Raw genomic sequence first — 26,247 nt, forward strand, 5'->3', positions numbered from 1 at the left:
GTATTTTTGCATCTAAAAAATGAGCGCATGATATTCTACTTTACAGGGACAGGAAACTCCCGTTGGGTTGCGGAAGCGTTAGGAACGGCTTTCGATGAGCCGTTGGTTTCCATTGCCGATGCGTTGAATGAGGGTAAGGATGAGAATGTTTATCCATTGAGGGAGAGGGAGAAAGTGTTTTTTGTGTTTCCTGTCCATTCTTGGGGGCCGGCTGTATTGGTGTCCCGTTTTATTTCCCGGTTGATCCTGTCTGGATATAAAGGGCAAGAGGTTTATTTCGTCTGTACTTGTGGTGATGATTGTGGATATACGGATCGGATCATGCGGAGCACCTTGGCGAGACGGGGAATTACCTTAACCGGAGGATTCTCTATACAAATGCCGAACAATTATATCTTAATGCCCGGCTTCGACGTGGATAGTAAGGAGGTAGAGACTGAAAAACTGAAAAAAGCACCGGAACGTGTAGACGAGATCGTAGAGGCGATCCGGCAGAAGAAAAATCCCTCTTTGTATTGTGCGGGAAGTGCCCCTCTTTTGAAGAGCTATATGGTCTATCCATTATTTACTCACTTTGCGATAGGCAGTAGCCGATTTTATGCTACGGATACCTGTATCTCTTGCGGTATCTGTGCGAAGGTCTGTCCGACCGGTACGATTTCCCTGTCGGGTGACGGAAAACCGGAATGGGCTGATACTTGCGTTCAGTGCGTTGCCTGTATTCATCGTTGTCCGGTGCGTGCGATAGAATATGGGACGATCTCGTTGAAAAAGGGACGTTATCATCACCCAGAGTTTAAGTAATCAATAAATAGAATAGAGAAATGAAGCAATTTTGTATGATGGCGCTTGCCGGCCTTTTGGTGGTTGGTTGCCAAGAAGTTCCAAAAGGATATGTTATCAATGGTGAGGTAGAGAATATGCCCGACGGCAAGATTTACTTGAAGTCATTCCGTAATAAAATGTTCTTTGACGTGGATACGGCAGAGGTAAAAGACGGGAAATTCACCTTTAAGGGTGAGGTAGATCAGCCTTTACTATTCGGTTTGGCAACCGAGAGCATGAACTATCCGGTTCAACTTTTCTTGGAGAATACGGATATGAATGTCAAGATCGGGAATGACGGGGAGACCATCACCGTACGGAACTCGCCGGTGAATGATATCTTTCAAGAAAATGCGGAGAAGGTATTTGAGGAAGGGTATGATATTGACAGTTTGATCTCGAAATATCCGGATTCTCCGGCGGCGGCGTTCTATCTATATCGTTATTTTACCTACCAATTATCTTTGGATGATTTGAAGGCGACTCGTGCGAAGATTTCCCCGGCATTGGCGAATAGTCCTTATGTGAAGGACTTGGACGGTATTATCAAGCAATTAGAACACGTACAGATCGGACAAGTCGCTCCGGAGTTTTCCTTGCCGGATACTGCAGGAGTTTCTGTGTCATTGTCGGACTTTAGGGGAAAATATGTGTTATTGGATTTTTGGGCCTCTTGGTGTCCCCCGTGTCGCAAGGAAAACCCTAACGTGGTAAATGCCTTCCAGCAATATAAGGATAAGAACTTTACGATCGTAGGTATATCCTTGGACAAGGATAAGGCTAAATGGCAGAAAGCGATCGCAGACGATCATCTGACTTGGGCTCACGTTTCCGACTTGAAATATTGGGATTCTGAGATCCCTGCTCTTTATGGGGTACGGGGTATTCCGGCAAATGTGTTATTGGATCCGAATGGGGTGATCATCGCCAAGAATATCACTGGAGAAGACTTACAGAATACCTTGAAGGAAGTGATTAAATAAGGATACGTTACTGCAAAGCCGTTGCAGTAGTATAAACAAAGGGAGTGTATTGGATTAAGCCTAATACACTCCCTTTGTTATGGATAAGTTATGACTTTTCTTTATTTAAGCGGAATAAGGGTAAAGCCCCAGTTGTATTCCCGGTTTGCGGGTAATGTATAAGCTGGTTCCGGACGTGAACCCCAGCTATCATAACCTGCTACACCTTGTTGTTTCAAGTCGACGCAAACCTCAACGAAGTCGCGAGGCGTGATATCGTTGATATGATGCTGGCGACGTAATACGTTCTTTGCTGCGGCTTCATCATGATTCGCTACTTGCTCTGGTGTGAAATTACTCCATTGACGGGATAGGCCAGTCGCTTCCTCGTCATCGAAATCCTCTATGGAATTACGCAAAGCGTTAAAGCCAATCGTATTATCCGCTTGGATCAACAAGCCTTTCTTGCCGGTACTAAGTGATACCCAACGAGTGTCGGTATGATGACCGTTTTCCTGCGGGCGTACATATGGGAAATATAATTCCTCGGCTGTAGATTTATATAAGCCGACCATACTACCGGCGTTTCTATCCAAGTAGTTCTCAGCAGGTCCTCGTCCGAAATATTCCACTTGATTCATGCTTGCCGGTAAGCGGAAGCGAACACCGATACGGGGAACATTCAATTTGGAAGCCTCTTTACGGGCGGCGTCACGTCCCGGAGTGAAAGTTGCCGTGCGAGTAGATTCCGATACCTCGGTTTGGGCGGCATCCATATCCGTGGATGTGAAACGGGCGGCCACATTTACAGCTCCGCTTGGATAGATCGTATAATTAACAATGTATAGATTTCCTGCCGGCAATAAATAGTTCACGTTAACCACGGCGTTATTGCCATCCATAGTGACGGTAGCGTCTGTCACGTTGAAGTTCTTGCTGCTTTCCTTCCAGACTTGCAAGCGTTTTGGCATACCGTTTCCGTAATCGTTATCGGTCGGCGCACGCCAGAAGTTCGGTTGGATACCGAAACCCTCGCTGAAATATTCCGTACCATCCACTTTATAAGAAGTAACGATTCCTGTCTTCTTGTTAAACATGAAGTTTACCTTTGAGGAGGATGCCGATAAGTTATCTCCATTTGTCGAAACCGTTAATTTAGGGCCGCTGGTCTTAAACGCCTTCTTGGGGCTTTCGATCGGTAAGCGGAATTGATCGCAAGCGATTTCGTGTCCGATAGGGATTAACGGCTCTTTTTCTACGGTCGTTACGTTGAAGTTTACGAAATATTCCGTACCGGCTTGTGGCTTTAAGTTGCCTACGGGAACCGTAAATTCCTTAGAAGCTTGGGGTTCTATGTCCAAAGAGACTTTACCGGAGCGTACAACTTTATTATTGGCTGTTACGCTATAGTGGACCATATATTTCTTTAGGTTCGTGAAATAAAAACGGTTCGTGACGCGGAATAAACCGTTCGCTAAATCGATCGCCTCAAACCCGATATTTTGATGGGCGTATTTAACCTCTGCCATAGCGGGATGCGGGGTACGATCCGGGTTTACTATACCGTTGCAAAGGAAGTTTCCGTCACTAGGGGCGTTTACTCCATAGTCACCACCATAGGTATAATATTCACGTCCATTCTTATCTTTTTCCAAGATACCTTGGTCCACCCAGTCCCAGATGAATCCGCCTTGCAGGTTCGGGTATTTATAGATAGCTTTCCATTGATCCCATAAGTTACCGGAAGAGTTTCCCATCGCATGTGAATACTCCGAAGGAGCTACCGGACGATCACTACCCTTACGCCCGATTTCCTCTAGCCATTCAGCGCTCGGGTATTGAGGTACGTACATATCCGTATTCCATTCCCAAAGGGCACGTTCGTAGTTCACCGGACGATTCATGCTATTTATTTCCTTGTCTTTCAGATATAAATAAGTTTGATAGAAGTTGTATCCGTTTCCAGCTTCGTTTCCGAGTGACCAGAAAGTAACGCTCGGATAATTCTTGTTTCGTTCGTACATATTCATCGTACGGTCCATATGCGGGATCAGCCATTCCGGATTATTACCCAAAGTGCCGCCTTTTTTCAGGCTGTAATACATACCGTGAGACTCGATATTCGCCTCATCGTAAACATACAATCCGTATTCGTCGCAGAGTTCATAGAATTTATGGTCTTGCGGATAGTGGCATAGGCGGACAGCGTTGATATTGTTTTGCTTCATCAGCTCGAAATCCTTACGCATGAGTTCCTCGGTAACGTAATGTCCGGTTTCTGGGTTATGCTCATGGATATTGACACCCTTGAACTTAACCGGTTGCCCATTGAACAATAAGACCGTATAAGGTTTTCCGTCTTCCGCTACTTGGTCAATTTGCTTCATCTCGAACCGGCGGAAACCAACGTTGAATGGAACTACCTCGATTACCTTACCCTCTTCTTTTATCGTCATCAATAATTTGTATAGATTCGGATGCTCGGCGCTCCAAGGGGCTACGTTCTTTAAATCATACTCGAAAGATGCTGTTTGAGGACTTGCGGGACTTACCCATATATCATTAGCCTCGGAGGCCACAAGATTACCTTTTGCGTCCAAAAGCTCATATCCGACATTTAAATTTTTCGTTTCTTGGGTATGATTCTTTAAGTCTACCGCCAGTTTGAAGATTCCATTCGTATACGTATCGTCCAAGGTTGAGACGACACGGAAATCTTGAATACTGGCCTTGGGTTGAGACCAAAGGAATACGTCACGTTCGATACCGCTCATTCTCCAGAAATCCTGACATTCCAAATAAGAACCGGTGCTCCAACGGAATATCTTTAATGTAAGCACATTCTTTCCGGGTTGCAGGTATTTATTGATCAGGAACTCGGCGGGATTTTTGGAATCCTCGCTATAACCCACTTCTTTCCCGTTTAAATATACGTAAAGGCCGGATTTAGCTCCGCCGATGTGTAAATAAATATCCCGGTTATCCCAATTTGCGGGTATCTCGATGTCCCTGCGGTATACGCCAACCGGATTCGCTTCCGGCAATAACGGAGGTTGGGGATTTCTTGGTTTAAACTCGTAACCATGATTCGTATAAATGGCTACGCCATGTCCTTGTACTTCCCAGTTTCCGGGAACGGTTATATCATCCCATGAGGAGGTATTAACGGAAGGATCTGTGATATTTTGAGGAAGATCTTTGTAAGAGTCGACAAAGAAAAATTTCCAAGTACCGTTTAATAGGGAATAGTACGGGCTTTTCTCAAATCGAGAGGTGAGGGCGGTTTCTCGGTCCGCATAACTCATGAAGGAGCTTCTGGGTTTTTCCTTGTTTACGGCTACGACTTGAATGTCTTGCCAATAAGGTTTTACGGGTTGGGGTGAAGAACCGTCCGCATAAGCCATTCCGGAAATAAGGCAACCTAATGCTCCGGAAAGCATCATTTTTTTGATAGAGTTCATATTCATCGTATTTTATTTAGATTAGCACTGGGGAATTGAAAATTGAGAATTGAGATTTAAAAATTACGTAGAGTCCCTTCTAATTTTCAATTCTCAATTCTCAATTTTCAATTATTTAGCTGCATAGTAAGAATATCCGTTAGCTACTTGCTGGAATGCTAAAACCCCAGATTGGCTTAACTCGACATTCATTTCTTTTCCGTCCGGTAGGTACATGACAACTTCGTCATTGCCATTGAATTTTAACAATTTTGTGCTTTCACCGTCAGCCTCTACATTCCAGCTTTGATCTGCTTCGTTGAAAACTAAGTCAAGCGCTTTCTCGTCGCCTTCCTTTTGGATATGGTATCCGTCAACTTTTGTTTCTACGGTATAAACGCCGTCTTTACCATCGATTGTTTTAACGTTACCTACATCTGCTACAGGATTACTTCCGCTCCAAAATTCGATAGAGTTGATCACAAGGACATCAGCCAAAGCGGAAATCTCGTAAACCGGGACAATCCAGAAAGCAATGAACACTAGCTCATTAACAAACTTACTGTCGATGCTTCTATTCCACGTTAAAAGTTTGTTTGTTAAACCAAAAGATCCTATACAGGACGAAAATAGGATACTACTTGCCACCGTAGTCGCTAGTAATAAAGTTAAGCTTTTCTTTTTCATAATTTAATAATTAGTTATTACAAGGGACGAAGATAACAACTTTTTCATGATAAATAGTGGTTATAAAGGAATAAATGGAATAAGTGCCTTAATATTAATCAAGCTTCTATTAAGTACGTAGTTCTGGCGGAACTTATAATCATTAGACGCAGCAAATATAGCACTATTTTTAATTATAAAACAAAAAAGACTAATTTTTCGCATACGAATCTAAAACAGCACCACCTAGTTATTAAAATATTTAACAAACAATCTTTCCAACCATAATCTTTTTTAGTATGGAGCTATGGACATCAAAGAGGTATATGGTTTGAAATTCAAACATGAAGTTAGTGTATATTAGTAATAAACGGAGTTCCGCCAGAACGATGAAGAAGCGCTTTCATGGTAGTTAACCGAGGATTTATAATTATACATTTAATGATTTAGAAGAGTGAATATTATAAGAAACGAGATCTAAAATAGTATGCCTTAAGTCTTATAATAGTAACAGCTATTTAATAAACAAAAAACGATTCTTATGTTGAAAATTGTAAGACCTGTCAGTTTTGTTCTATTGTCTGCAGCGTTTTGTTCCGGGGGTGTGGTTCATGCTTCTGATCGTGCGGCGATAACTCCGAGGGTAGGTATTTCCCAGCAAGAAGGTAGTTTGAAGGGAACGGTTAGTGACAGTTTTGGCCCTGTGGCTGGAGCGTCAATAGTTGTAAAAGGTACTACGAATGGTACTGTAACCGACATGAATGGTAATTTCGTGTTGGATGTGAAGAAAGGGGATGTGATCCAAGTATCCTTTATCGGTTATCTAACTCAAGAATTCAAATATAATGGAGAGCCTTCCATCAATGTGTCCTTGCAGGAAGATACCCAGAAATTAGATGAGGTGATCGTTGTCGGTTATGGTACGCAACAGAAGGCGAACTTGTCGGGAGCAGTAGCCCAATTGGATAGCAAGGAGTTGACAAGCCGTCCTATCTCTAACGTGTCTTCCGGTCTTCAAGGTATGATGCCGGGTGTAACCGTTACCTCGGGTCAAGGCCGTCCGGGACAGGATGGTAGTACGATCCGTATCCGTGGTGTCGGTACTTTGAACTCTGCCAGCCCATATATCTTGATCGATGGTATCGAGAGTGGCTCCATGAATGATATCGATCCGAATGATATTGAGAGTATTTCTGTATTGAAAGACGCTTCTTCCGCCGCTATTTACGGTTCGAAGGCTTCTAATGGTGTTATCTTGATCACGACAAAACGTGGTAAGACGGGTGCTCCTCGTATTTCTTATAACGGATATGTGGGTGCCTCGAAAGCTACTTCCATGATTGATCGTGTCAGCTCAGCCGATTACGCACGTTTGTGGAATCGTTTCGAGCCGGGACGTTATAGTGACGAGGACATCCGGATGTTTGAGGATGGCTCTGATCCTTACGGACATCCTAATACGGACTGGAATGATGAGGCTTATCGGACAGGTTTGTTGCATAAGCACAATGTTAGTATTACAGGAGGTGCGGAGAACGTGAAGTATATGGCTTCGGCCGGATATTTAGGGCAGACGGGTATCCTTCCTAACTCAGATCGTAAACAGTTTAACGGACGTACGAATCTGGATATGCAGTTGACGAAGAAACTGGCTGTTCGGATGAACATGTCTTTTATCAAGAATGACTTCTCGGATCCGAATGCTAGCTATTATGGTGGTTCTTCCGACCAGATTATCCGTCAATTGAATATTATTAGCCCGATGATCCCTGTCAAGGATAAGGATGGCAAATACGGACAAACTAACGATGGTAACCCTATCGCATGGTTGGATTCCGGGCAGACGGTGGATAATTGTAACCAGAATTTTACGGGGGCACTTTCTGTTGATTATGATATTATTGATGGGCTGAAGGCTACTGTGACGGGTGCCTACGTGAACGAGGACCAACGTCATACGGAGCGAGTCCTGAGCATACCGGATGATCCGGCATCTGCGTCTCGTACCACTTCCTTGGTTGAACGTTTCGTGAATTGGAAACGTTATAATTTCGATGCTTTGCTGAATTACAGCAAGAACTTTGGTCAGCATGGCTTGAAAGTGATGGTAGGTTATCATGCGGAGAAGTATGAGGTTAGCAAGAATCAGATGCAGAGGAATAATTTCCCGAGTAATAGCCTGAATGATATGGATGCCGGTGGGGCTTCTACACAAACAAATGATGGTTTGAGCCGAGAGCTTGCCATGCTTTCCTATTTTGGGCGTATTAATTATGATTTTGCGGGAAAATATTTATTAGAGGCAAACTTCCGTGCGGATGCTTCCTCTCGTTTTGCTCCGGGACATCGTTGGGGATATTTCCCTTCTTTCTCCGGTGCTTGGCGTATCAGCGAGGAGGAGTTTATGGAAAGTACGCATGATTGGTTGAGCAGTTTGAAGATTCGTGCTTCTTGGGGTATGTTAGGTAATCAAGACGCCTTGAATAAATCGAATCCTTGGGAGAACCAATATTATCCTTGGATGCAGACTTATAATTTGGATGGTAATTATCCTATGGGAGGCAACTTGACGACGGGATATTATCAGAAAGCCTATCGTATCGAGGATTTGTCATGGGAGAAATCTACGACTTGGGGTATTGGCTTGGATGCGGTTATTAATCATGTGACTTTCACGTTTGATTACTATGATCGCAAGACTACGGATATCATCATGGAGGTACCGGTCCCGACTGAGTTTGGCTTGGATCCTTATTTCGACAACGTGGGTTCTATGCGTAACCGAGGTGTCGAGGTACAGCTAGGTTATAACAATAAGTGGAATGACTGGTCATTGAATGTGATGGGAAATATGGCCTATAATAAGAACAAGATCGAGGATTTAGGAGGTGTAGACCGTATGACAAATCCTGATGACGGTGATTTGTGGCGTTTTGTTGGAAAGCCAATCGATTCTTACTATGTATATAAGGCTGATGGCTTTTTCCAATCTGACGCAGAGGCACAGCAATGGATGGATACCTATAAAGGAAAAGACGGCTACCCGTTCGGACAGGATTTCCAAGCCGGTGATTTACGTTATGTAGATACGAATGGAGATGGAAAGCTGGATGCGGATGACCGTGTATTGTCTAAGACTATCAATCCAGTTGTTACATTTGGTTTGAACTTGAATGTAGGCTATAAAGCATTTGACTTGACTTTGAACTTCACCGGTGCGGCTAATGTAGGCCGTGCGTTTACGAAAGAAGCGTTTGGTGAGTTCTCGGGTAGTGCCGGACATCCTTCTACTGCATGGCTGGATAGCTGGACACCGGAAAATACCAATGCAAGTATGCCGCGTGTAGCGGAGTCTAGAAAATCTCCGAGTGAGGCTTCTAACGTGATGTCTGATTTCTGGGTAATTAATACCAGTTACCTGCGTCTGAAGACATTGCAATTGGGATATACGCTTCCAAAGAGTGTGCTGAACGCTATCGGTTTGTCGAATGTACGTGTTTATTATTCTGCGGAGAATTTGTTTACGATAGATTCTATGCCATTGAACGTAGACCCGGAGACTGTTAGTTCCCGTTTGTCTAGCTACCCATTAGTGATGACAAATTCTTTTGGCGTAAATGTGACATTCTAATTAGTTAAGACCATTTAAATAGAAGATTTTATGAAACGATTATCAATATATATGTTGGCGGCTGGTATGGCTGCGTTATCTACTTCGTGTTCAGATTTTCTGGATACGGTGCCTAAGGATCAGTTGGCTCCTTCTACCACATGGCAGACAGAGGCGGATGCGAAGGGCTTCATAGTAGGCTGTTATAAGGATTTGCTAGATGGAAATACGTTGCTTTATCTGGATTGTGGCTCAGATATAGGCTATAATAATTTCCCTTGGGAAGGATTCCGCCCGTGGGGGGATGGGTCATTGTCTAGTTCTAATCCTGGGCAGATCCTTTATGATTACAAGTCGATTCGTAAGGCGAATACATTCTTGGAGAATGTAGACAAGGTGACGTTTTCTAGTGACGCTGTAAAAGCTAATTATGTGGCTCAAGCTAAAGCGATCCGTGCTTATAAGTATTTCTTGATGAATTGGTGGTATGGTGGTGTGCCTATTATTAGTTCTTATTCAAGTGCAGACGAGGCTAAAGTGGAACGCAATACGGAACAAGAGGTACGCGATTATATAGCTAAGGATTTAGACGAGGCCTTAGCTGGGATCGCGGAGGCTCCGGAGGCTCGTGGCTATATCGCTAAAGGTGCTGTTTTAGCTATCAAGATGCGTGAGGCTTTGTATTATGGTGATTGGCAAAAGGCAAAAGACGCAGCTAAGGCAATCATTGATTTGAAGCAGTATGAGTTGGATCCGGATTATACGAATCTTTTTAAGGTATCGGGAGTGGATTCTAAAGAGATAATCCTAGCGGATCAGAATATTGAGACGTTGGACGGATTGGGAACCATCGGGCAAATGTACAATAATGTAGACCAAGGTTGGTCTTCTATCGTCCCGACCCAGAATTTGGTGGATATGTATGAAATGTCTGATGGATTGACGAAAGAAGAGTCGAAGACTTATGACGCAAAGCATCCGTTTGCGAATCGCGACCCTCGTATGGCCATGACCATTTTATATCCGGGACGTGACTGGAGAGGTGATATCTTGAATACTTTAGATGAGAAACTTCAAGATGGTACTGTCAACAAGAACTTCCCGACTTATACAGATAATGCTTCCAAGAGTGCTTTGACTTGGGCGAAATACTTGGATCCAATGGATCAATATGGAGATGTTTGGAGCTCGGGAGCTTGTCCGATCGTATTCCGTTATGCGGAGGTTCTATTGACGTATGCGGAGGCTGCGAATGAGTTGAGCGGTCCTTCTGATGAGATCTATGGTTATTTGAATCAGATCCGTCAGCGTGTAGGAATGCGGGAAGTGGATAAGGCTAAATATGGGACGAAGGAGAAACTTCGTGAATTGATCCGTCGTGAGCGTACGGTAGAGTTGGCCGGCGAAGGCTTGCGTCGTGCGGACATCGTCCGTTGGCAGGAAGATGGAAAGATGCTTGCCGAGAAAGTCATGAATGGTGATTTGTTACGTGTTACAGGAACGATTAATTATGGGGAGTCTGAGCCTACTAAACGTGCGGAAATCACGGGTACGGCTGTTATTGAGACTCGTCAGTTCTCTTCTCGTAACCGTTACTTGCCGATTCCTCAAACAAGCATGGATAAGAATCCAAACTTGAAACAGAATCCGGGGTATTAGTTTCCTATGAGATGTTAGATAAAAAGGGGGGGAAGGCCGAGAGGTTCTCCCCTTTTTTAGTTACATTTGGCGAATATTGAGATTGTATGTCTCATGTGCTTAAGTATATAAATTGATTCCGTTATGAAAAAGAAACTGATAGTTTTTGCCTGCTTTCTTCTCGTATCCTTGTCTTGTTTGCCGCAGTTGCCTGTACGGTTGAACGAGCGTTCGGTGGTGCTAAATACGTCTACCGGGGCATTAAAAGGGAAGATGGTAACTCCCAATCAGGAGTCCGGTTATCCTGTGGTATTGATCATCCCCGGCTCCGGCCCTACGGATATGGACGGGAACTCCGCCGCCTTGCCGGGTAAGAATAACTCCCTTAAATACTTGGCGGAAGGGCTAGCGGGAAAAGGTATCGCTTCCTTGCGGTATGATAAACGGGGTATCGCCTCCAGCGCCTCAGCGGGAAAGGATGAGTATTCCATGCGTTTCGAGGACGGGATCAAGGACGCACGAGGCTGGATCGATTATTTGAGCCGGGATAAACGTATTTCCGGAATCTATGTGTTGGGGCATAGCGAGGGAGCGTTGATCGGTATGGCGGCTTCGGTGGATAACCCGAAAGTGAAAGGATACATTTCGGTGGCGGGTGCGGGGCGTCCGGCCTATGAGATCGTGGAGGAGCAAATGGCGGGTCAGCCGGAAGTGATCCGGGACATGGTAAAGTCGATAAATGCGTCCTTGAAGGGAGGGAAGCTCGTACCGGACGTGCCGATCGGCTTACAATCCTTGTTCCGTTCGTCGGTACAGCCTTATATGATCTCATGGTATACGTATAATCCGCAAGAAATCATCAAAAAATTAAAAGTGCCGGTGTTGATTTTACAAGGGGATAAGGATATGCAAGTATCCGTAAAAGATGCCGAACTGTTGAAGCAAGCCCAGCCTTCGGCGGATTATCATTTGATTGGAAATATGAACCATCTGATGAAGACCTGCGATACGATGGACCAGCAGAGGCAAATGGCTACCTATACCGATCCCGCCCTTCCGTTGCATAAGGATGTGCTGATATTAATTGAAAAGTTTGTGAGTAAACCTTGAACTGTTGTATCTTTGCGGTCATAAATTAAAGAGACAGTATGATTTCGGTTGAAGGACTAACAGTTGAGTTTGGCGGTTTTACGCTTTTTGATGACATTTCATTTGTGGTAAACAAGAAGGACCGTATCGCCTTGGTGGGCAAGAACGGTGCGGGTAAATCGACGATGTTGAAGATATTCGCCGGTTTGCAATCACCCACTTCCGGAACTGTTAGCGTACCGAAAGATGTTACGATCGGGTATTTGCCCCAGCACATGCAATTAGTTGATACCCGTACGGTGCGGGAGGAGGCGGAATGCGCTTTCGAGCATATCCATGAGATGGAGGAGGAGATCAACCGCTTGAATACCCAATTGGCGGAGCGTACGGATTATGACTCCGAGAGCTATCAAAAGCTGATCGATCGTGTCACGTACCTATCCGAGCATTTCCAGATGATGGGAGGAAACAACTACCATGCGGAGTTGGAGCGTACATTGGTCGGATTAGGCTTTAGCCGTAGCGATTTCGACCGCCCGACGTCTGAGTTCAGCGGAGGCTGGCGTATGCGTATCGAGCTGGCAAAGCTCTTACTCCGGCAACCGGACGTGTTGTTGCTGGACGAGCCGACGAATCATCTGGATATAGAATCCATCCAATGGCTGGAGAACTTTATCGCTACCCGTGCCAACGCCGTGATCTTAGTATCGCACGACCGTGCCTTTATTGATAATACGACTTTCCGCACCTTGGAGATCGAATTAGGCAAGGTCTACGATTATAAAGTGAAATATTCGGAGTACGTCGTACTTCGCCAAGAACGCCGTGAGCAGCAGCAGCGCGCTTATGAGAACCAACAAAAGAAATTGGCCGATACCGAGGCGTTTATCGAGCGTTTTCGTTATAAAGCCACGAAGTCCGTACAAGTACAATCCCGCATCAAGCAATTGGAGAAGGTGGAACGTATCGAGGTAGACGATGTGGATACAGCCATGCTGCGGCTGAAATTCCCGCCTGCTCCCCGTTCCGGCTCCTATCCGGTGATTTGTGAGGAGGTGGCGAAGCGTTATGGCGATCATCTGATCTTCGACCATGTGACGCTTACGATCAACCGGGGCGATAAAGTAGCTTTCGTCGGAAAGAACGGCGAGGGTAAATCTACCTTGGTGAAATGTATCATGGGAGAGATTGCCGATTTCACCGGAAAGCTCCAATTAGGTCATAACGTGAAGATCGGTTACTTCGCCCAGAACCAAGCGCAACTATTGAACGAGAATCTTACCGTTTTTGATACGATCGATTACGTAGCGCAAGGAGATATCCGCTTGAAGATACGGGATATCCTAGGCGCTTTCATGTTTGGTGGCGAGGCTTCCGATAAGAAGGTGAAAGTCCTGTCGGGTGGCGAGCGTACCCGTTTGGCGATGATCCGCTTGTTATTGGAGCCGGTCAACCTGCTGATTCTCGATGAGCCGACGAACCACTTAGATATGCGTTCGAAAGACGTGCTGAAAGACGCCTTGAGGGAGTTCGACGGCACGGTGATTCTGGTTTCCCACGACCGTGAGTTCTTGGATGGCCTAGTCGATAAGGTCTATGAGTTCGGTAACCAGAAAGTCGTCGAGCACTTAGGCGGCATCTATAATTTCTTGGAGCATAAGAAAATGGATAGCTTGCGTGAATTGGAACGTTCTACCGGGACGAGCACTTCCACATCCGGTACCGGTGAGGCTCAGGTATCTCAAAACAAGCTCTCCTATGAGGCAAGGAAGGAACTGAGTAAAGCGATTAAGAAAGCGGAGAAAGCAGTTGCCGAGGCCGAGGCCCGTATCTCGGAGCTTGAGAATGGCATTGCCGTTATCGAGGCGAAGCTGGCTACGCCGGAAGGTGCCTCCGACGCTTCTCTCTACGGTGAATATTCTGCCCTAAAAAAAGAACTTTCCGATGCGATGGATCTATGGACCGAACGGACAATGGAGTTGGAAGAGCTGAATACGCAGGATTCATGAAAAGGCTGCTAGTCAGTGAAAGGCTGCTTATCTGATCTTTTTGATCCAAATACTCCTGTTTTCGTGACAAGCGCTTGCCGTTGATGACGCAAAATAGCGGAAGGGAGAGTACGAGAGCTGGCTTTTAAAGGGGAGAATATCCCTTTTCTCATGCGTGATAGGCTGCGTTGGGCTACGCCAGTACTGCCATCGGCCGATGCGTATGCCGCCGTTGGGCATCGTGACTACTCAAGAATAGGGTTATGACTACTCGTGAATAGGCATTCTTACCCTGCTAGAACCCTATTGTAACCCTATAAATGATACCAATCTTTCCCTTTGATATGAATTAGGATGAATTGATTTCGCTAGAATAAAAGGCTATTTTCGGGTATAGAGTTGGCTATTAGTTGTTTGCTGAAATTTTCTTTCGGATTTGGAGGCGAGCAGTACTTAGGCCCGGAATATTCGGTTCTCCGGAGGTTCGGATTACAAAGTGTCATTTTGATTATTCCTTGAAAATAACCTTTAATAGCTTACCCGTTTTAAAAAGAAAGTCCTTAACTTTGCTATCCAAAAAACGCGAAAGCTTAAAGCACATATCATGTTAACACAGATCATTAATGGAAAGATTCTTACCCCGCAAGGCTGGCTGAAAGACGGCTCGGTACTGATAAGCGACGGTAAGATTTTAGAAGTAACAAACTGCGACTTAGCGGTAGTAGGGGCAACCTTGATAGACGCCAAAGGTATGTATATCGTCCCCGGGGGTGTGGAAATTCACGTGCACGGAGGTGGAGGCCGTGATTTTATGGAAGGTACCGAGGAAGCTTTCCGTGCGGCGGTAGCCACGCACATGAAACACGGTACGACCAGTATCTTCCCCACCTTATCCTCTTCTACCATCCCGATGATCCGTGCCGCCGCCGAGACCACCGAGAAACTGATGGCTGAGAAAGATAGCCCGGTTCTGGGGCTTCACTTAGAAGGACATTATTTCAATATGAAAATGGCTGGTGGACAAATCCCGGAGAACATCAAGAATCCCGATCCCGAGGAATATATCCCTCTGTTGGAGGAAACGCATTGCATCAAGCGCTGGGACGCCGCTCCGGAACTTCCGGGAGCGATGCAGTTCGGTAAATATATCACCTCGAAAGGCGTACTCGCCTCGGTAGGGCATACCCAAGCCGAGTTTGAGGATATCTTGACCGCTTATGAGGTAGGTTATACCCACGCCACCCATTTCTATAACGCCATGCCGGGCTTCCATAAACGCCGCGAGTATAAGTATGAGGGAACGGTGGAAAGTATCTATTTGCTCGATGATATGACCGTCGAGGTCGTTGCGGATGGTATCCATGTGCCGCCTACGATCCTTCGTCTGGTCTATAAGATAAAAGGTGTGGAACGCACTTGTCTGATCACGGATGCCTTGGCTTGCGCCGCCAGTGATAGCCAAGTCGCTTTCGATCCCCGTGTCATCATCGAGGATGGCGTGTGTAAGTTGGCCGACCGCTCGGCCTTGGCGGGTAGTGTCGCCACGATGGACCGCTTGATCCGTACGATGGTGCAAAAGGCCGAGATTCCCTTGGAGGATGCCGTGCGTATGGCCTCGGAGACTCCCGCCCGTATCATGGGCGTATCCGATCGCAAGGGAACGTTGCAGCGGGGCAAAGACGCGGATATCGTCTTGTTGGACCGTGACTTGAATGTCCGTGCGGTTTGGGCGATGGGTAAGTTGGTTGAAGGTACGAATAAACTATTCTAAACAAGAACGATTATGTTGACACAGATTATAAATGGCCATATCCTTACGCCGCAAGGATGGATGAAGGATGGTTCCGTATTGATTAGCGACGGGAAGATCTTAGAGGTTACAAATAGCGATTTAGCGGTGATTGGCGCCAAGGTGGTGGACGCGAAAGGAATGTCTATCGTCCCCGGTTTCGTGGCGATGAATATCCATGGCGGTGGGGGCTTCGACTTCTCCGAATGTACGGAAGAGGCTTTCCACGGTGCGGTAGCTGCTCATCAGAAACATGGGGCCACGACGATATTCCCTACCGTGTTGGCTCCAGAAATCGGGGTGATCGATAAGGCGGTAACTGTATGCGAGGAGATGATGAGGAAAAAAGACGGTCCTATCTTAGGATTGCACATTGAGGGACCGTATTTGAATCCGAAGATGGCGGCGAGTTTATTTATCGATAAGGAGAATCCCGCCGACCCGAAAGAGTATAAAGAGATATTGGAACGTACGGATTGCATCAAGCGTTGGGATTCCAGCCCGGAGATACCGGGTGCGCTTGAGTTCGCCCAATACTTGAAGTCGAGGGGAATCCTATCCGCTATCTCGCATACGGAAGCGGAGTTTGATGATATTAAGACCGCTTACAATGCCGGTTTCACGCATGCGGCTCATTTCTATAACGCTATGCCCGGTTTCCATAAGCGTCGTGAATATAAGTACGAGGGAACGGTGGAAAGTGTTTTCTTGATGGACGATATGACGGTAGAGGTGATCGCTGACGGGCGTCATTTACCCTCTACGATTCTCCGATTGGTCTATAAGCTGAAAGGAGTGGAACGTACTTGCTTGGTTACGGATGCTCTTTCTTGCGCAGCCAACGAGGGTAAGCCGTTATCCGATCCCCGCATTATCATTGAGGATGGCGTATGCAAGTTGGCGGATCATTCCTCATTGGTGGGAAGTATCGCCACGATGGACGTACTGGTACGTACGATGGTGCAGAAGGCCGATATTCCTTTGGCCGACGCTGTCCGTATGGCTTCCGAGACTCCGGCCCGCCTGATGGGGGTAAGCGATCGCACCGGAACCTTGCAAAGAGGGAAGGACGCGGATATCGTGATCTTGGATCGTAAGTTGAATGTGCGTGCGGTATGGAGCATGGGAAACTTAGTTCCGGAGACAAATACATTGGTCTAAGCTCGTTAATAATATAAGGAAGGGACTGTCTTGGCTGGCCGGGACGGTTCTTTTTTATTTTTAGGCGATATAGATCAAACCTTTCGGCTAATAAATTTGTTCTATCAACGTATGGCGAAATCAGTACTTATTTCATATATTTGTGATTCAAGTAAGATTGTAATACTAAATCAATAATTAAACATGAAAACGAACCTTAGTTCTCAAATTACTCTGACGCGTATACCGTTGCGGTATTATCGCCCGGAAAATGCTTTCGAGCATTCAGTTTTAACTCGTTTGGAAAAGATTCCGACAAACATTTACGAATCGGCCGAGGAAGGTTCTTTCGCTATCGCTAAAGAGATAGCAACACAAATCCGTAAAAAACAAGATATTGGTAAGCCCTTCGTGATCGCTTTACCCGGCGGACGTTCTCCGCTAAGCGTTTACAAGGAGTTGATCCGTATGCATAAAGAGGAGAATTTAAGTTTCCGCAACGTGATTGCTTTCGTGGAATATGAGTTCTATCCATTGGCTAATCCCAGCGCCGGAAATCTGGCTCGCCTAAAAGAGGAGTTATTCGATCAGGTCGATATCGATCCTGCGAATATCTATTGCCCGGACGGAAGCATGCCGAAAGACGCTATCCTAGATTTCTGTCGCCAGTATGAGGAGACGATCCAATCCGTGGGAGGTATCGATTGCATGTTGCTAGGTATCGGTAACTCCAGCAATATCATGTTCAACGTGGGTGGAACGACGATCAGCTCGCGTACCCGTATGGTCTTGTTGGAAGGCGCTTCCCGCAAGGAGGCTGCCCGTACGTTCCCTTCGCAGGAGAATGTCCCGGCAGGTATCATCACGATGGGTATCTCTACGATGATGAACGCCCGCAGCGTGATCTTGATGGCTTGGGGCGAGGATAAGGCTAGCATTGTCGCTAAGACCGTTGAAGGCAAGGTTAGCGATGCCGTTCCTTCCAGCTATTTGCAGAATCATCCGAACGCCAAGGTCGTGATCGATCTTTCAGCCGCTTACGACTTGACTCGTATCAGTCATCCTTGGTTGGTGACTAGCTGCGAGTGGGATAATAAGTTGATCCGCCGTGCGATCGTTTGGTTGTGTCAGTTGACGGACAAACCGATCTTGAAATTGACAAACAAGGATTATAGCGAGCACGGATTGGGTGAGTTGTTAGCCCTGTATGGTTCGGCGTATAATGTAAATATCAAGATATTCAATGATATCCAGCATACGATTACCGGATGGCCGGGTGGTAAACCGAACGCCGACGATTCCAATCGTCCGGAGCGTGCTAACCCGTATCCGAAGAAAGTGATCGTATTCAGTCCGCACCCGGATGATGACGTGATCTCCATGGGCGGTACCTTGCGCCGTTTGTGCGACCAACATCATGATGTGCATGTGGCTTACGAGACTTCCGGTAATATTGCCGTAGGCGACGAGGAGGTAATCCGTTATTGCGAGTATTTGCGTGATGTATGTGAGAAATACTCTCCCGACTCGGCCGTGAAGGATAAAGCGAACGAGATCATCAACTACCTGCGTTACGAGAAGGTGGAGAACGGCGAGCCGGAGAGAAAGGATGTCCTCTTTATGAAAGGAACGATCCGTCGTGAGGAAGCCCGTCACGGTTGCCGCTACTCGGGCGTGAAGGACGATCATGTTCATTTCTTGGATCTTCCGTTCTACGAGACCGGATTAGTGAAAAAGAATGATTTGAGTGAGGCCGACAAGGATATCGTAAAGGCGCTGTTGCTCGAGATCAAGCCGGATCAAATGTTTGTCGCCGGTGACTTGGCTGACCCGCACGGAACTCACAAGGTTTGTCTGGATGCCGTACTGGCCGCTATCGACGAGGTGAAAGACGAGGAATGGATGAAGAACTGCCGTGTATGGATGTATCGCGGCGCATGGGCAGAATGGGAAATGGACCATATCGAGATGGCCGTACCTATCAGTCCGGAGGAGTTGCGCTTCAAACGTAACGCTATCTTGAAGCATCAATCGCAGGCCGAGAGCGCTCCGTATCTGGGTGACGACGAGCGTTTGTTCTGGCAGCGTGCCGAAGATCGCAACCGTGCTACCGCGGAGTTGTATCGTCAATTAGGTTTGGCTTCTTATGAGGCGATCGAGGCGTTTGTACAATATATCCCGTTGAGATAATATCTAGCGATAGAATAATCTGAAAGCCCTATCTGATTAAGTTCGGATAGGGCTTTTTGTTTTTGTGTTATTTTTTTCGTGTGGGCGTAAGTAGATCTGTTTCTATGATCGTATATAGATAAAGGAGAAGCCTTGAATTGTCTAATATAATACAAGAAATGTCCACATTGAGCATGAAAGACTATATTATTAAGAACCATGAGTTAGATAAATTTAAATTATTATATCTGGAGAATGCCCCCAGACTGATCTTTTATGCCTCGAAATATGTGGATAGCGATACGGCGGAAGATTTAGTGCATGATATATTCATCAAGATCTGGCAAAAGAAAGAGATTTATTCCGTGGAAGAAGGCTTGAAGACATACCTATTCCGTTCCGTTCAAAATGCTTGCCTCGATTACCTAAAGCATAAATCAATAGAAATGACTTATGCGGATGAGGTTGCTCGTAGACTAAAGATAGAGGAGATAGGTTATTATAATCAGTCGGATGCGGCGGAGCTGGAGAAAGAGCGTCTGGACTCCGTTTACCGGGAAATAGCCAAGTTACCGGACAGATGCCGAGAGGTTTTTACGTTGGCTTATGTGGACGGGAAGAAATCAGTGGAGATCGCAGGAATGCTAAATATCTCTCAACGTACGGTAGAGGCGCAACTCTATAAAGGATTGAAGATCATACGGAATGTGTTGGCACTTCTGGCACTGGTTTTATTTTTTAGATGAAAATACGGTAGAATACGTAAGTAAAAAGAGGAAACCGGTCGTATATATTATAAATGAAACAGAAAATGGAATCTAATAATTCGATAGAAGAACTGATCATACGCTATTTGCAGAACGAGATTCAAGAGGATGAACTTCGGGTGTTGGATGCTTGGATTCATGAGAGTGACGCTAATAAAGCCCACTTCTTTGAGCTTAAGGGGCTTTTTGACACTCGGAAAGAAGTGGCGTTCTTGAACCATTATTCCGTGGAGCGTAGTTGGGAGCGAATGGCTGGAAAGCTGGATGCGATCTCTGGCGTATCTGTGAAATCCAAGGTCCTTGGCAAACAGTTCTGGCTTTCATTCTTGAGATATGCGGCGATTATCGTAATCGCTATGGGAGTAGGTGTGGGTATGAATCAATGGATAAGCAATCGTTTATATGCCGGCGATATGGAATATAACGAGATCGTAGTGGAAAAAGGCGGACGTGCGAACACGCTATTGCTATCCGACGGCAGTAAGATCATACTCAATGCCTCCACCCGTTTTAAATACCCCACCTCTTTTAATGGAGATGAGCGTGTGGTTCATCTGGAGGGTGAGGCCTATTTCGAGGTTGCGAAGAATCATTCGAAACCTTTCATCGTAAAACTAAAGAACCAACAAATCACGGTACTCGGAACCTCATTCAATATACAGGCTTTCAACGATGATCGCTTTAGCGTCACCACCTTATTAAGTGGTAGTATCCTGTTGGAATCTTTTGACGCTCAAGGACGGAAAATGAGTAGCATGAAGCTAAAGCCGAATCAACAAGCCCGGTCGGATAACCGGACCGGCTCTATTTTCTTGTCAGAGACAGATGCCTCGATCTCGAACGCTTGGGTAGGAGGGAAATATCGTTTCAAGGATGAGACCTTAGTCTCTATCGTAAAACGTCTGGAGAATTACTATGGGGTAAATATCCGCTTGGCGCATGACAGTCTGCGGAACATCCGCTACACGGGAACCTTCTCTTTGGATCAAGGTATACAAGAGGTGTTGGATATTATTAACTCGGAGAAACAATTCACTTTCATGAAAGACGGAAAAGATATTCTGATATCGGCGAGAAGCAAATAACAAAATAATAGATGTATAACCTTAAACATTGGAATTGCCTATGACAAATACTTGATCACAAAAAAAGAATCGGGACTGACACCACTCACCCCCGATCCTTATTCGTTTTTAATTTATGAATCACCTTTCTCGCCAGTCCGCTGAAACCGTGCGATCGAGGTAAGTCCTTAATAAAAAAACATTTACAAATTTATGGAAAAAGTTTGGAATAGTGATGATCTATTACCTAAAAAATTTAAATCAATCATGAAGATCACATTGCTTTTTTTAATACTGGGTATATTGCATGTCTCGGCGGATACCTATGCGCAAAAAGCTCAAGTTACGGTAGAAGTAAAGAGCGGGACGTTCTATGATGTCGTCTCGGAGATTGAGAAACAGACCGAGTTCATGTTTTTCTATAAGAGCGAGGATATCGATAATAGTAAGCAGGTGGATATACAGGTGAAGAATCGCCAAGTTACCGACGTGTTGAATGAGTTGTTGAAAAACACGAACTTGACCTACCGCATATCAGGTAAGCACATCACGATCTTGAAGAAAGACGCCGTACAGCAACAAAAGAAAAAGATCTCCGGTACCGTTACGGATCCGGATGGCATACCGGTTATCGGGGCCAATGTCGTGATTAAGGGTACGACGGTCGGTACCGTTACGGATCTGGATGGAAAGTTTAGCTTGGATGCGGCTAATAACGATATCCTGTCATTTTCCTATATCGGCTATGCGGAGCAAGAGATCGAGGTCGGGAATCGTACACTGTTTAACGTGAAGTTGGCCGAGGATTATAAAGCGCTTGAAGAGGTCGTTGTCGTTGGATATGGTACGATGTTGAAACGAAACTTGTCAACTTCAGTGGGTTCCGTAGACTCGGAGAAGTTATTGGAGCGTCCGAATGCCACGAACGTATTCCAAGGATTGGCCGGAAAGGTAGCGGGTGTTAATATCGCTTTGAATTCTGGTGCGCCGGGTGGTAGCCCTGCGATAAAAATCCGTGGTATCGGTTCTTTGAATTCTTCCAATACACCGCTATATGTGGTCGATGGTGTGGTTGGCGTGGATCCGGACCAGATTGATCCGAATATAGTTCAGTCTATCGATATCTTGAAAGACGCTACTTCCTCTTCTATTTATGGTGCGAGAGGTGCGAATGGTGTTGTGGTGATAACAACGAAGGAAGGTAAGAAAAATACAACGAATATCTCGTATAATACCGTTTTGTCTGCCGGAACGTTAGCTCGTAAAGTCGATGTCTTAAATGCGGAAGAGGCTTTGGATGTATTCAAGCGTGCTTATGAGGCTCAACCGGGACGTATCGCTCCCCATCTGGATCCGAGCAATATGTTTACGCATAAGAATGACCTGTTCAATCCGGACGGGACTCCGAAATATGATACGGACTGGCAGGATGCCGTGACCCGTACGGCTTTTTCTCATCAGCATTCACTTAGTTTCTCCGGAGGAAGCGATAAGCTGACCGCTGTGGCGAATGTAAGTTATAAAGATAATCAGGGTATTATGTTGGAGACTTATAAACGTCAGTTGAATGCGTTTATCAATGTAGGATGGGATTTGAAAGAATGGTTCCATTTACAGGCCATGTTGAATGTTGGATCTAGTAATGCCCGAAACTCGGAGAATGCGATCTCTCGGTATACATTGGAAGCATTACCGTTCCTTCCGGTTCAATATGAGGATGGTACCTATTCCCGTAAAGGAGATTATCCAGGTGCGGAAGATACGGAGAATCCCGTGAGGATTTTAAAGGAACGTAAGAATATCGATAAGAATCAGTACACGTTGGCTAACGTGATTGGTACGTTTAAGATTACCTCTTGGTTAAAGTTAACGACTAGCTTCAGCCGCCAGGATGGTTCTTATATCAATTCATCTTATAACCCGAGTACCTTATTCGGCTATGGAGATACTCAAAAGGGTAAAGCGGAGAAAGCACATCGAAATACGATGTCGTGGACGAATGAGGACTACTTGACTTTTGATAAAAGCTGGAATAAGCATAACTTGAATGTCGTAGCGGGAGCCAGTTGGTATTACTCAAAAACAGAGAAAAGCGAGCTAGGGGCCGAGAATTTCTTCGATGATTATTTTGAGTACAATAATATGGGAGTCGGTACCGTACGTTCTAAGGTTGGCTCAGACTATACGGATAATAAGATGAATTCTTACTATGCCCGTATCAACTATAATTTTGACAATCGTTACTTATTGGGCGCTTCTTTCCGTGAGGATGGTTCTTCTCGTTTTGGCTTGAATAACCAATATGGTTTCTTTCCTTCATTCTCGGCCGCTTGGCGTGTATCCAATGAGAATTTCTTCGAGAACGCGAAAAAGGTGATTGATGATATGAAAGTCCGTTTGAGCTACGGTACGGTGGGTAACGCGGAAATCGGTGATTATGCGTCTATGGCACGTTATGAGAATAAACGCCTTCCTTTTGGCAAGGATATGACGACGATCGTTACGTTGAAAAGTATGGCAAATCCGGATTTACGCTGGGAGAAATCCAGACAACTTGACGCGGGTATCGATTTGAGTTTCTTTAATGGGCGTATCGAGTTTATGGCGGATTATTATCATAAGATTACGACTGATTTATTGTATGAGCTACAATTGCCTTCTAACTCGGGATATGAGAAAACTATGACAAATTTGGGTAAGATCCGTAATCAAGGTCTTGAGATGAGCTTGAATACACGCAATATCCAAAGCCGTGATTTCTTATGGACTACCTCTTGGAATTATACGATGAACCGCTCGATGGTACTGGATATAAATGATAATATTATCGGTAAGTGGGGAGGACGCATTGAAGAGGGACATCCTTTAAATGCTCTTTACGGCTATGTTCGCCTAGGTACATGGGGTACTGATGAGGCGGAAGAAGCCGCTAAGTATAATAAGAAACCCGGCGATATCAAGTATTGGGACAAGAATGGTAATGGAATGAAGGATGGCGAAGACCAAGACTATATCGGAAATGGCGCTCCTAAATTCGAGATGAATATGACAAATACATTCTCGTGGAAAGGCTTCACGTTTATGTTTGATTTGCAATGGGTATATGGTAATAAGTTGATTAACTTCACTCGCCAGTTGATGGGTAACCGTGTGACATTCTCCAATGCTTATGCGGACATTCCGGTGAACGCTTGGACGCCGGAAAACCAAAACACGATGGTGCCTAGCTTGCGCCTTCCGGGAGATGGATATGAGAATGACGTAGATTCTTGGAGTTGTGAGCCGGGTTCGTTCTTGCGTTTACGTAATATCGGCTTGAAATATGACTTTAGTTCCCGTATGCTTTCTGCCGCTCACATCAAGAGTTTATCCTTGGGATTCAATGTGGAGAATGCGTTCTTGATTACGAACTATTCTGGTAGTGATCCGGAGGTAACGAGTTATGATGCCGTATTTGAGCAGGGAGTGGATTTTTATACCTATCCCAAACCTCGTACGTACTCATTTACTTTAGGTGTTAATTTCTAATTATTTAATCTTTACTTCGTAAAAAACTAAGATATGAAAAATAAAGCGCTTGTATGGATGTGTGGCTTGCTTTCCGCAATAATGGCTTTTACATCCTGTACGAATTTTTTAGAGGAAGACCCGAAAACCTTCTTGAGTCCTTCTGAATATTATACGACAGAGAACCAGATAAAGGCGGCTGTGGATGGCACTTATGACGGGCTTGATGATCTGTTGAGTTCCGACCTCGAGATTGCTACAGTTCACCTTTTTAACTTGGAATATCTTGTAGGTACTAGTTATCGTCCTCGTGCGGCCGGTAATGAGCAGAACCAGTTCTTATTGCTTTCCGGTTTGGAAGAGAGTAACGGCATTATTCGTAACTTCTGGAAGACTACTTTCTTTCCTTTGGAAAACTGTAATAGCGTGATTCAAAATGTTTCCGCTACGGATATTATTAGCGAGAGCCAGAAAGCGAAGTATCTGGGAGAGGCTTATTTCTTGCGGGCATATTACTATTTCCAAGGGGTACAATTATTCGGGGATATCCCGTTGAAGACGGAACCTACGGTAGACCTGAATACGGTGAAGATCCCCAGGTCTCCTAAGGAAGATATTTATAACCAGATCGTGGAAGACTTGAAAAAGGCGGAGCAGTCCGGGCTGGATTGGAGTGATAAAACAGGCCATGTCTCTATGGGAGCGATCAAGACCCTTTTAGCTAAGGTTTATTTGACAATGGCAGGTTATCCGCTTCAAAAAGGAAATGAGTATTATCAATTGGCTTACGAGAAAGCCAAGGAGGTTATTGATAGTGGAGCCTTTAGCTTGTTCGCTGATTATAAGGATTTGCGTGCGTCAGAGAACGAAAATAGTGGTGAGCATATTTTTATGATCCAGCGTGAGGCGCAAGATGCCGGGGCTCCTTTCCATTTTGGCCTTTTGCCTTATCCGGAACAACCGATTTCCATTACTCCGGCTTATGGGGGTGGTTTGGCTCCTCGTAAAGAGTTTTATGAAAGTTATGATGACCAAGATATTCGTAAACGGAATGAGGTGTTTTTCTATACTTCTAAACCCAAATATGGTGATCCGGAGACAACGATTACTTTGGATGTTCCTTATTTATGCAAATATTGGGATGAGAATGCCGAATCTACAGGAAAGAGCGGGGCGAATATTCCGGTTTACCGTTATGCGGACGTTCTATTAATGTGTGCGGAGGCAAAAGCTACCTTGGATGGTGGATCTACTTCCGACGCTATAGCTGTGGATGCTTATTTCCAAGTTCGTCACCGTGCGTTGCCCAATGAGGCGAGACCGACTTCAATCACGGTTGATCAAGTATTGAAAGAGCGTGCGTGGGAACTCTGTTATGAGTTTACAGGATGGTATGATATGTTGCGTACTCACCGTGCGTTTGATCCGGTATCGAAGCAAATGGTTGATTTATTCGGCTATCAGGCGGTTAATCATACGTATCCGTTTAAAGAATCGGATTTGGTTTTCCCGGTACCTTTGCGTGAGAAAGAACTGAACCCTCTGCTTGGTGAGGATGTCGTTCGCTAAAAGTAAGCGGGCGATTCTCTAGAC

The 26,247-nt window shown here is 45.3% G+C and carries 15 protein-coding genes; 13 read left to right on the plus strand and 2 right to left on the minus strand.

The window, feature by feature from the left end; all coding sequences use genetic code 11:
• Positions 1-27 precede the first annotated feature (27 nt).
• Complete coding sequence (locus tag DWX84_RS13420; RefSeq protein ID WP_005865877.1) at positions 28-804, plus strand: EFR1 family ferrodoxin; 777 nt, start codon at positions 28-30, stop codon at positions 802-804.
• A 20-nt stretch (positions 805-824) separates the two neighbouring features.
• Entirely contained in the window at positions 825-1,808 is a 984-nt protein-coding gene (locus DWX84_RS13425; RefSeq protein ID WP_005865879.1) for a TlpA disulfide reductase family protein, read from the plus strand.
• Positions 1,809-1,909: 101 nt separating this feature from the next.
• On the opposite strand, the gene DWX84_RS13430 is transcribed toward DWX84_RS13425, so the two are convergent.
• Both DWX84_RS13430 and DWX84_RS13435 read right to left on the minus strand, forming a co-directional pair.
• Positions 1,910-5,248, minus strand: a complete 3,339-nt coding sequence (locus DWX84_RS13430; protein ID WP_370017297.1) for a glycoside hydrolase family 2 TIM barrel-domain containing protein — start codon at positions 5,246-5,248, stop codon at positions 1,910-1,912.
• Positions 5,249-5,359: 111 nt separating this feature from the next.
• Positions 5,360-5,914, minus strand: a complete 555-nt coding sequence (locus DWX84_RS13435; protein ID WP_005865883.1) for a DUF3332 domain-containing protein — start codon at positions 5,912-5,914, stop codon at positions 5,360-5,362.
• A 520-nt stretch (positions 5,915-6,434) separates the two neighbouring features.
• On the opposite strand from DWX84_RS13435, the gene DWX84_RS13440 reads away from it, so the two are divergent.
• The 11 genes from DWX84_RS13440 (at position 6,435) to DWX84_RS13490 (ending at position 26,223) form a co-directional block, all read left to right on the plus strand.
• Positions 6,435-9,524 (plus strand): TonB-dependent receptor, encoded by a 3,090-nt coding sequence (locus DWX84_RS13440; protein ID WP_005865885.1) that lies wholly within the window; start codon positions 6,435-6,437, stop codon positions 9,522-9,524.
• A 30-nt stretch (positions 9,525-9,554) separates the two neighbouring features.
• On the plus strand, positions 9,555-11,162 hold the full coding sequence (locus DWX84_RS13445; RefSeq protein WP_121961272.1) for a RagB/SusD family nutrient uptake outer membrane protein: 1,608 nt from the start codon (positions 9,555-9,557) through the stop codon (positions 11,160-11,162).
• A 123-nt stretch (positions 11,163-11,285) separates the two neighbouring features.
• On the plus strand, positions 11,286-12,251 hold the full coding sequence (locus DWX84_RS13450) for an alpha/beta hydrolase (RefSeq protein ID WP_121961271.1): 966 nt from the start codon (positions 11,286-11,288) through the stop codon (positions 12,249-12,251).
• 38 nt (positions 12,252-12,289) lie between these two features.
• Positions 12,290-14,239 (plus strand): ABC-F family ATP-binding cassette domain-containing protein, encoded by a 1,950-nt coding sequence (locus DWX84_RS13455; protein WP_048928023.1) that lies wholly within the window; start codon positions 12,290-12,292, stop codon positions 14,237-14,239.
• Positions 14,240-14,822: 583 nt separating this feature from the next.
• Positions 14,823-15,989 (plus strand): N-acetylglucosamine-6-phosphate deacetylase, encoded by a 1,167-nt coding sequence (nagA, locus tag DWX84_RS13460; RefSeq protein ID WP_008774091.1) that lies wholly within the window; start codon positions 14,823-14,825, stop codon positions 15,987-15,989.
• Positions 15,990-16,001: 12 nt separating this feature from the next.
• Positions 16,002-17,168: an N-acetylglucosamine-6-phosphate deacetylase gene (nagA, locus tag DWX84_RS13465; protein ID WP_005865895.1), complete on the plus strand. Its 1,167-nt coding sequence runs from the start codon at positions 16,002-16,004 to the stop codon at positions 17,166-17,168.
• 183 nt (positions 17,169-17,351) lie between these two features.
• Positions 17,352-19,337: a glucosamine-6-phosphate deaminase gene (locus DWX84_RS13470; RefSeq protein ID WP_005865897.1), complete on the plus strand. Its 1,986-nt coding sequence runs from the start codon at positions 17,352-17,354 to the stop codon at positions 19,335-19,337.
• A gap of 158 nt (positions 19,338-19,495) precedes the next feature.
• Positions 19,496-20,062 carry an RNA polymerase sigma-70 factor gene (locus DWX84_RS13475; protein WP_008778039.1) on the plus strand — a complete coding sequence of 189 codons (567 nt, stop codon included), beginning with the start codon at positions 19,496-19,498 and terminating at the stop codon, positions 20,060-20,062.
• A 65-nt stretch (positions 20,063-20,127) separates the two neighbouring features.
• Positions 20,128-21,168, plus strand: a complete 1,041-nt coding sequence (locus tag DWX84_RS13480) for a FecR family protein (RefSeq protein WP_005865901.1) — start codon at positions 20,128-20,130, stop codon at positions 21,166-21,168.
• Positions 21,169-21,414: 246 nt separating this feature from the next.
• Entirely contained in the window at positions 21,415-24,675 is a 3,261-nt protein-coding gene (locus DWX84_RS13485) for a TonB-dependent receptor (RefSeq protein WP_229103439.1), read from the plus strand.
• Positions 24,676-24,708: 33 nt separating this feature from the next.
• Complete coding sequence (locus DWX84_RS13490; protein ID WP_048928024.1) at positions 24,709-26,223, plus strand: RagB/SusD family nutrient uptake outer membrane protein; 1,515 nt, start codon at positions 24,709-24,711, stop codon at positions 26,221-26,223.
• Positions 26,224-26,247: the final 24 nt, after the last annotated feature.

This window comes from Parabacteroides sp. AF21-43 (assembly GCF_003635435.1).
Classification (GTDB): domain Bacteria; phylum Bacteroidota; class Bacteroidia; order Bacteroidales; family Tannerellaceae; genus Parabacteroides; species Parabacteroides distasonis.

Excerpts from the sequence above, each read along its gene's own strand:
- DWX84_RS13475 (WP_008778039.1), top strand. The coding sequence starts at position 19,496 with ATGTCCACATTGAGCATGAAAGACTATATTATTAAGAACCATGAGTTA.
- DWX84_RS13450 (WP_121961271.1), top strand. The coding sequence starts at position 11,286 with ATGAAAAAGAAACTGATAGTTTTTGCCTGCTTTCTTCTCGTATCCTTG.
- nagA (WP_008774091.1), top strand. The coding sequence starts at position 14,823 with ATGTTAACACAGATCATTAATGGAAAGATTCTTACCCCGCAAGGCTGG.
- DWX84_RS13420 (WP_005865877.1), top strand. The coding sequence starts at position 28 with ATGATATTCTACTTTACAGGGACAGGAAACTCCCGTTGGGTTGCGGAA.
- DWX84_RS13470 (WP_005865897.1), top strand. The coding sequence starts at position 17,352 with ATGAAAACGAACCTTAGTTCTCAAATTACTCTGACGCGTATACCGTTG.
- DWX84_RS13435 (WP_005865883.1), bottom strand. The coding sequence starts at position 5,914 with ATGAAAAAGAAAAGCTTAACTTTATTACTAGCGACTACGGTGGCAAGT.
- DWX84_RS13455 (WP_048928023.1), top strand. The coding sequence starts at position 12,290 with ATGATTTCGGTTGAAGGACTAACAGTTGAGTTTGGCGGTTTTACGCTT.
- DWX84_RS13485 (WP_229103439.1), top strand. The coding sequence starts at position 21,415 with ATGAAGATCACATTGCTTTTTTTAATACTGGGTATATTGCATGTCTCG.
- DWX84_RS13480 (WP_005865901.1), top strand. The coding sequence starts at position 20,128 with ATGGAATCTAATAATTCGATAGAAGAACTGATCATACGCTATTTGCAG.
- DWX84_RS13445 (WP_121961272.1), top strand. The coding sequence starts at position 9,555 with ATGAAACGATTATCAATATATATGTTGGCGGCTGGTATGGCTGCGTTA.
- DWX84_RS13490 (WP_048928024.1), top strand. The coding sequence starts at position 24,709 with ATGAAAAATAAAGCGCTTGTATGGATGTGTGGCTTGCTTTCCGCAATA.
- DWX84_RS13425 (WP_005865879.1), top strand. The coding sequence starts at position 825 with ATGAAGCAATTTTGTATGATGGCGCTTGCCGGCCTTTTGGTGGTTGGT.
- nagA (WP_005865895.1), top strand. The coding sequence starts at position 16,002 with ATGTTGACACAGATTATAAATGGCCATATCCTTACGCCGCAAGGATGG.
- DWX84_RS13440 (WP_005865885.1), top strand. The coding sequence starts at position 6,435 with ATGTTGAAAATTGTAAGACCTGTCAGTTTTGTTCTATTGTCTGCAGCG.
- DWX84_RS13430 (WP_370017297.1), bottom strand. The coding sequence starts at position 5,248 with ATGAACTCTATCAAAAAAATGATGCTTTCCGGAGCATTAGGTTGCCTT.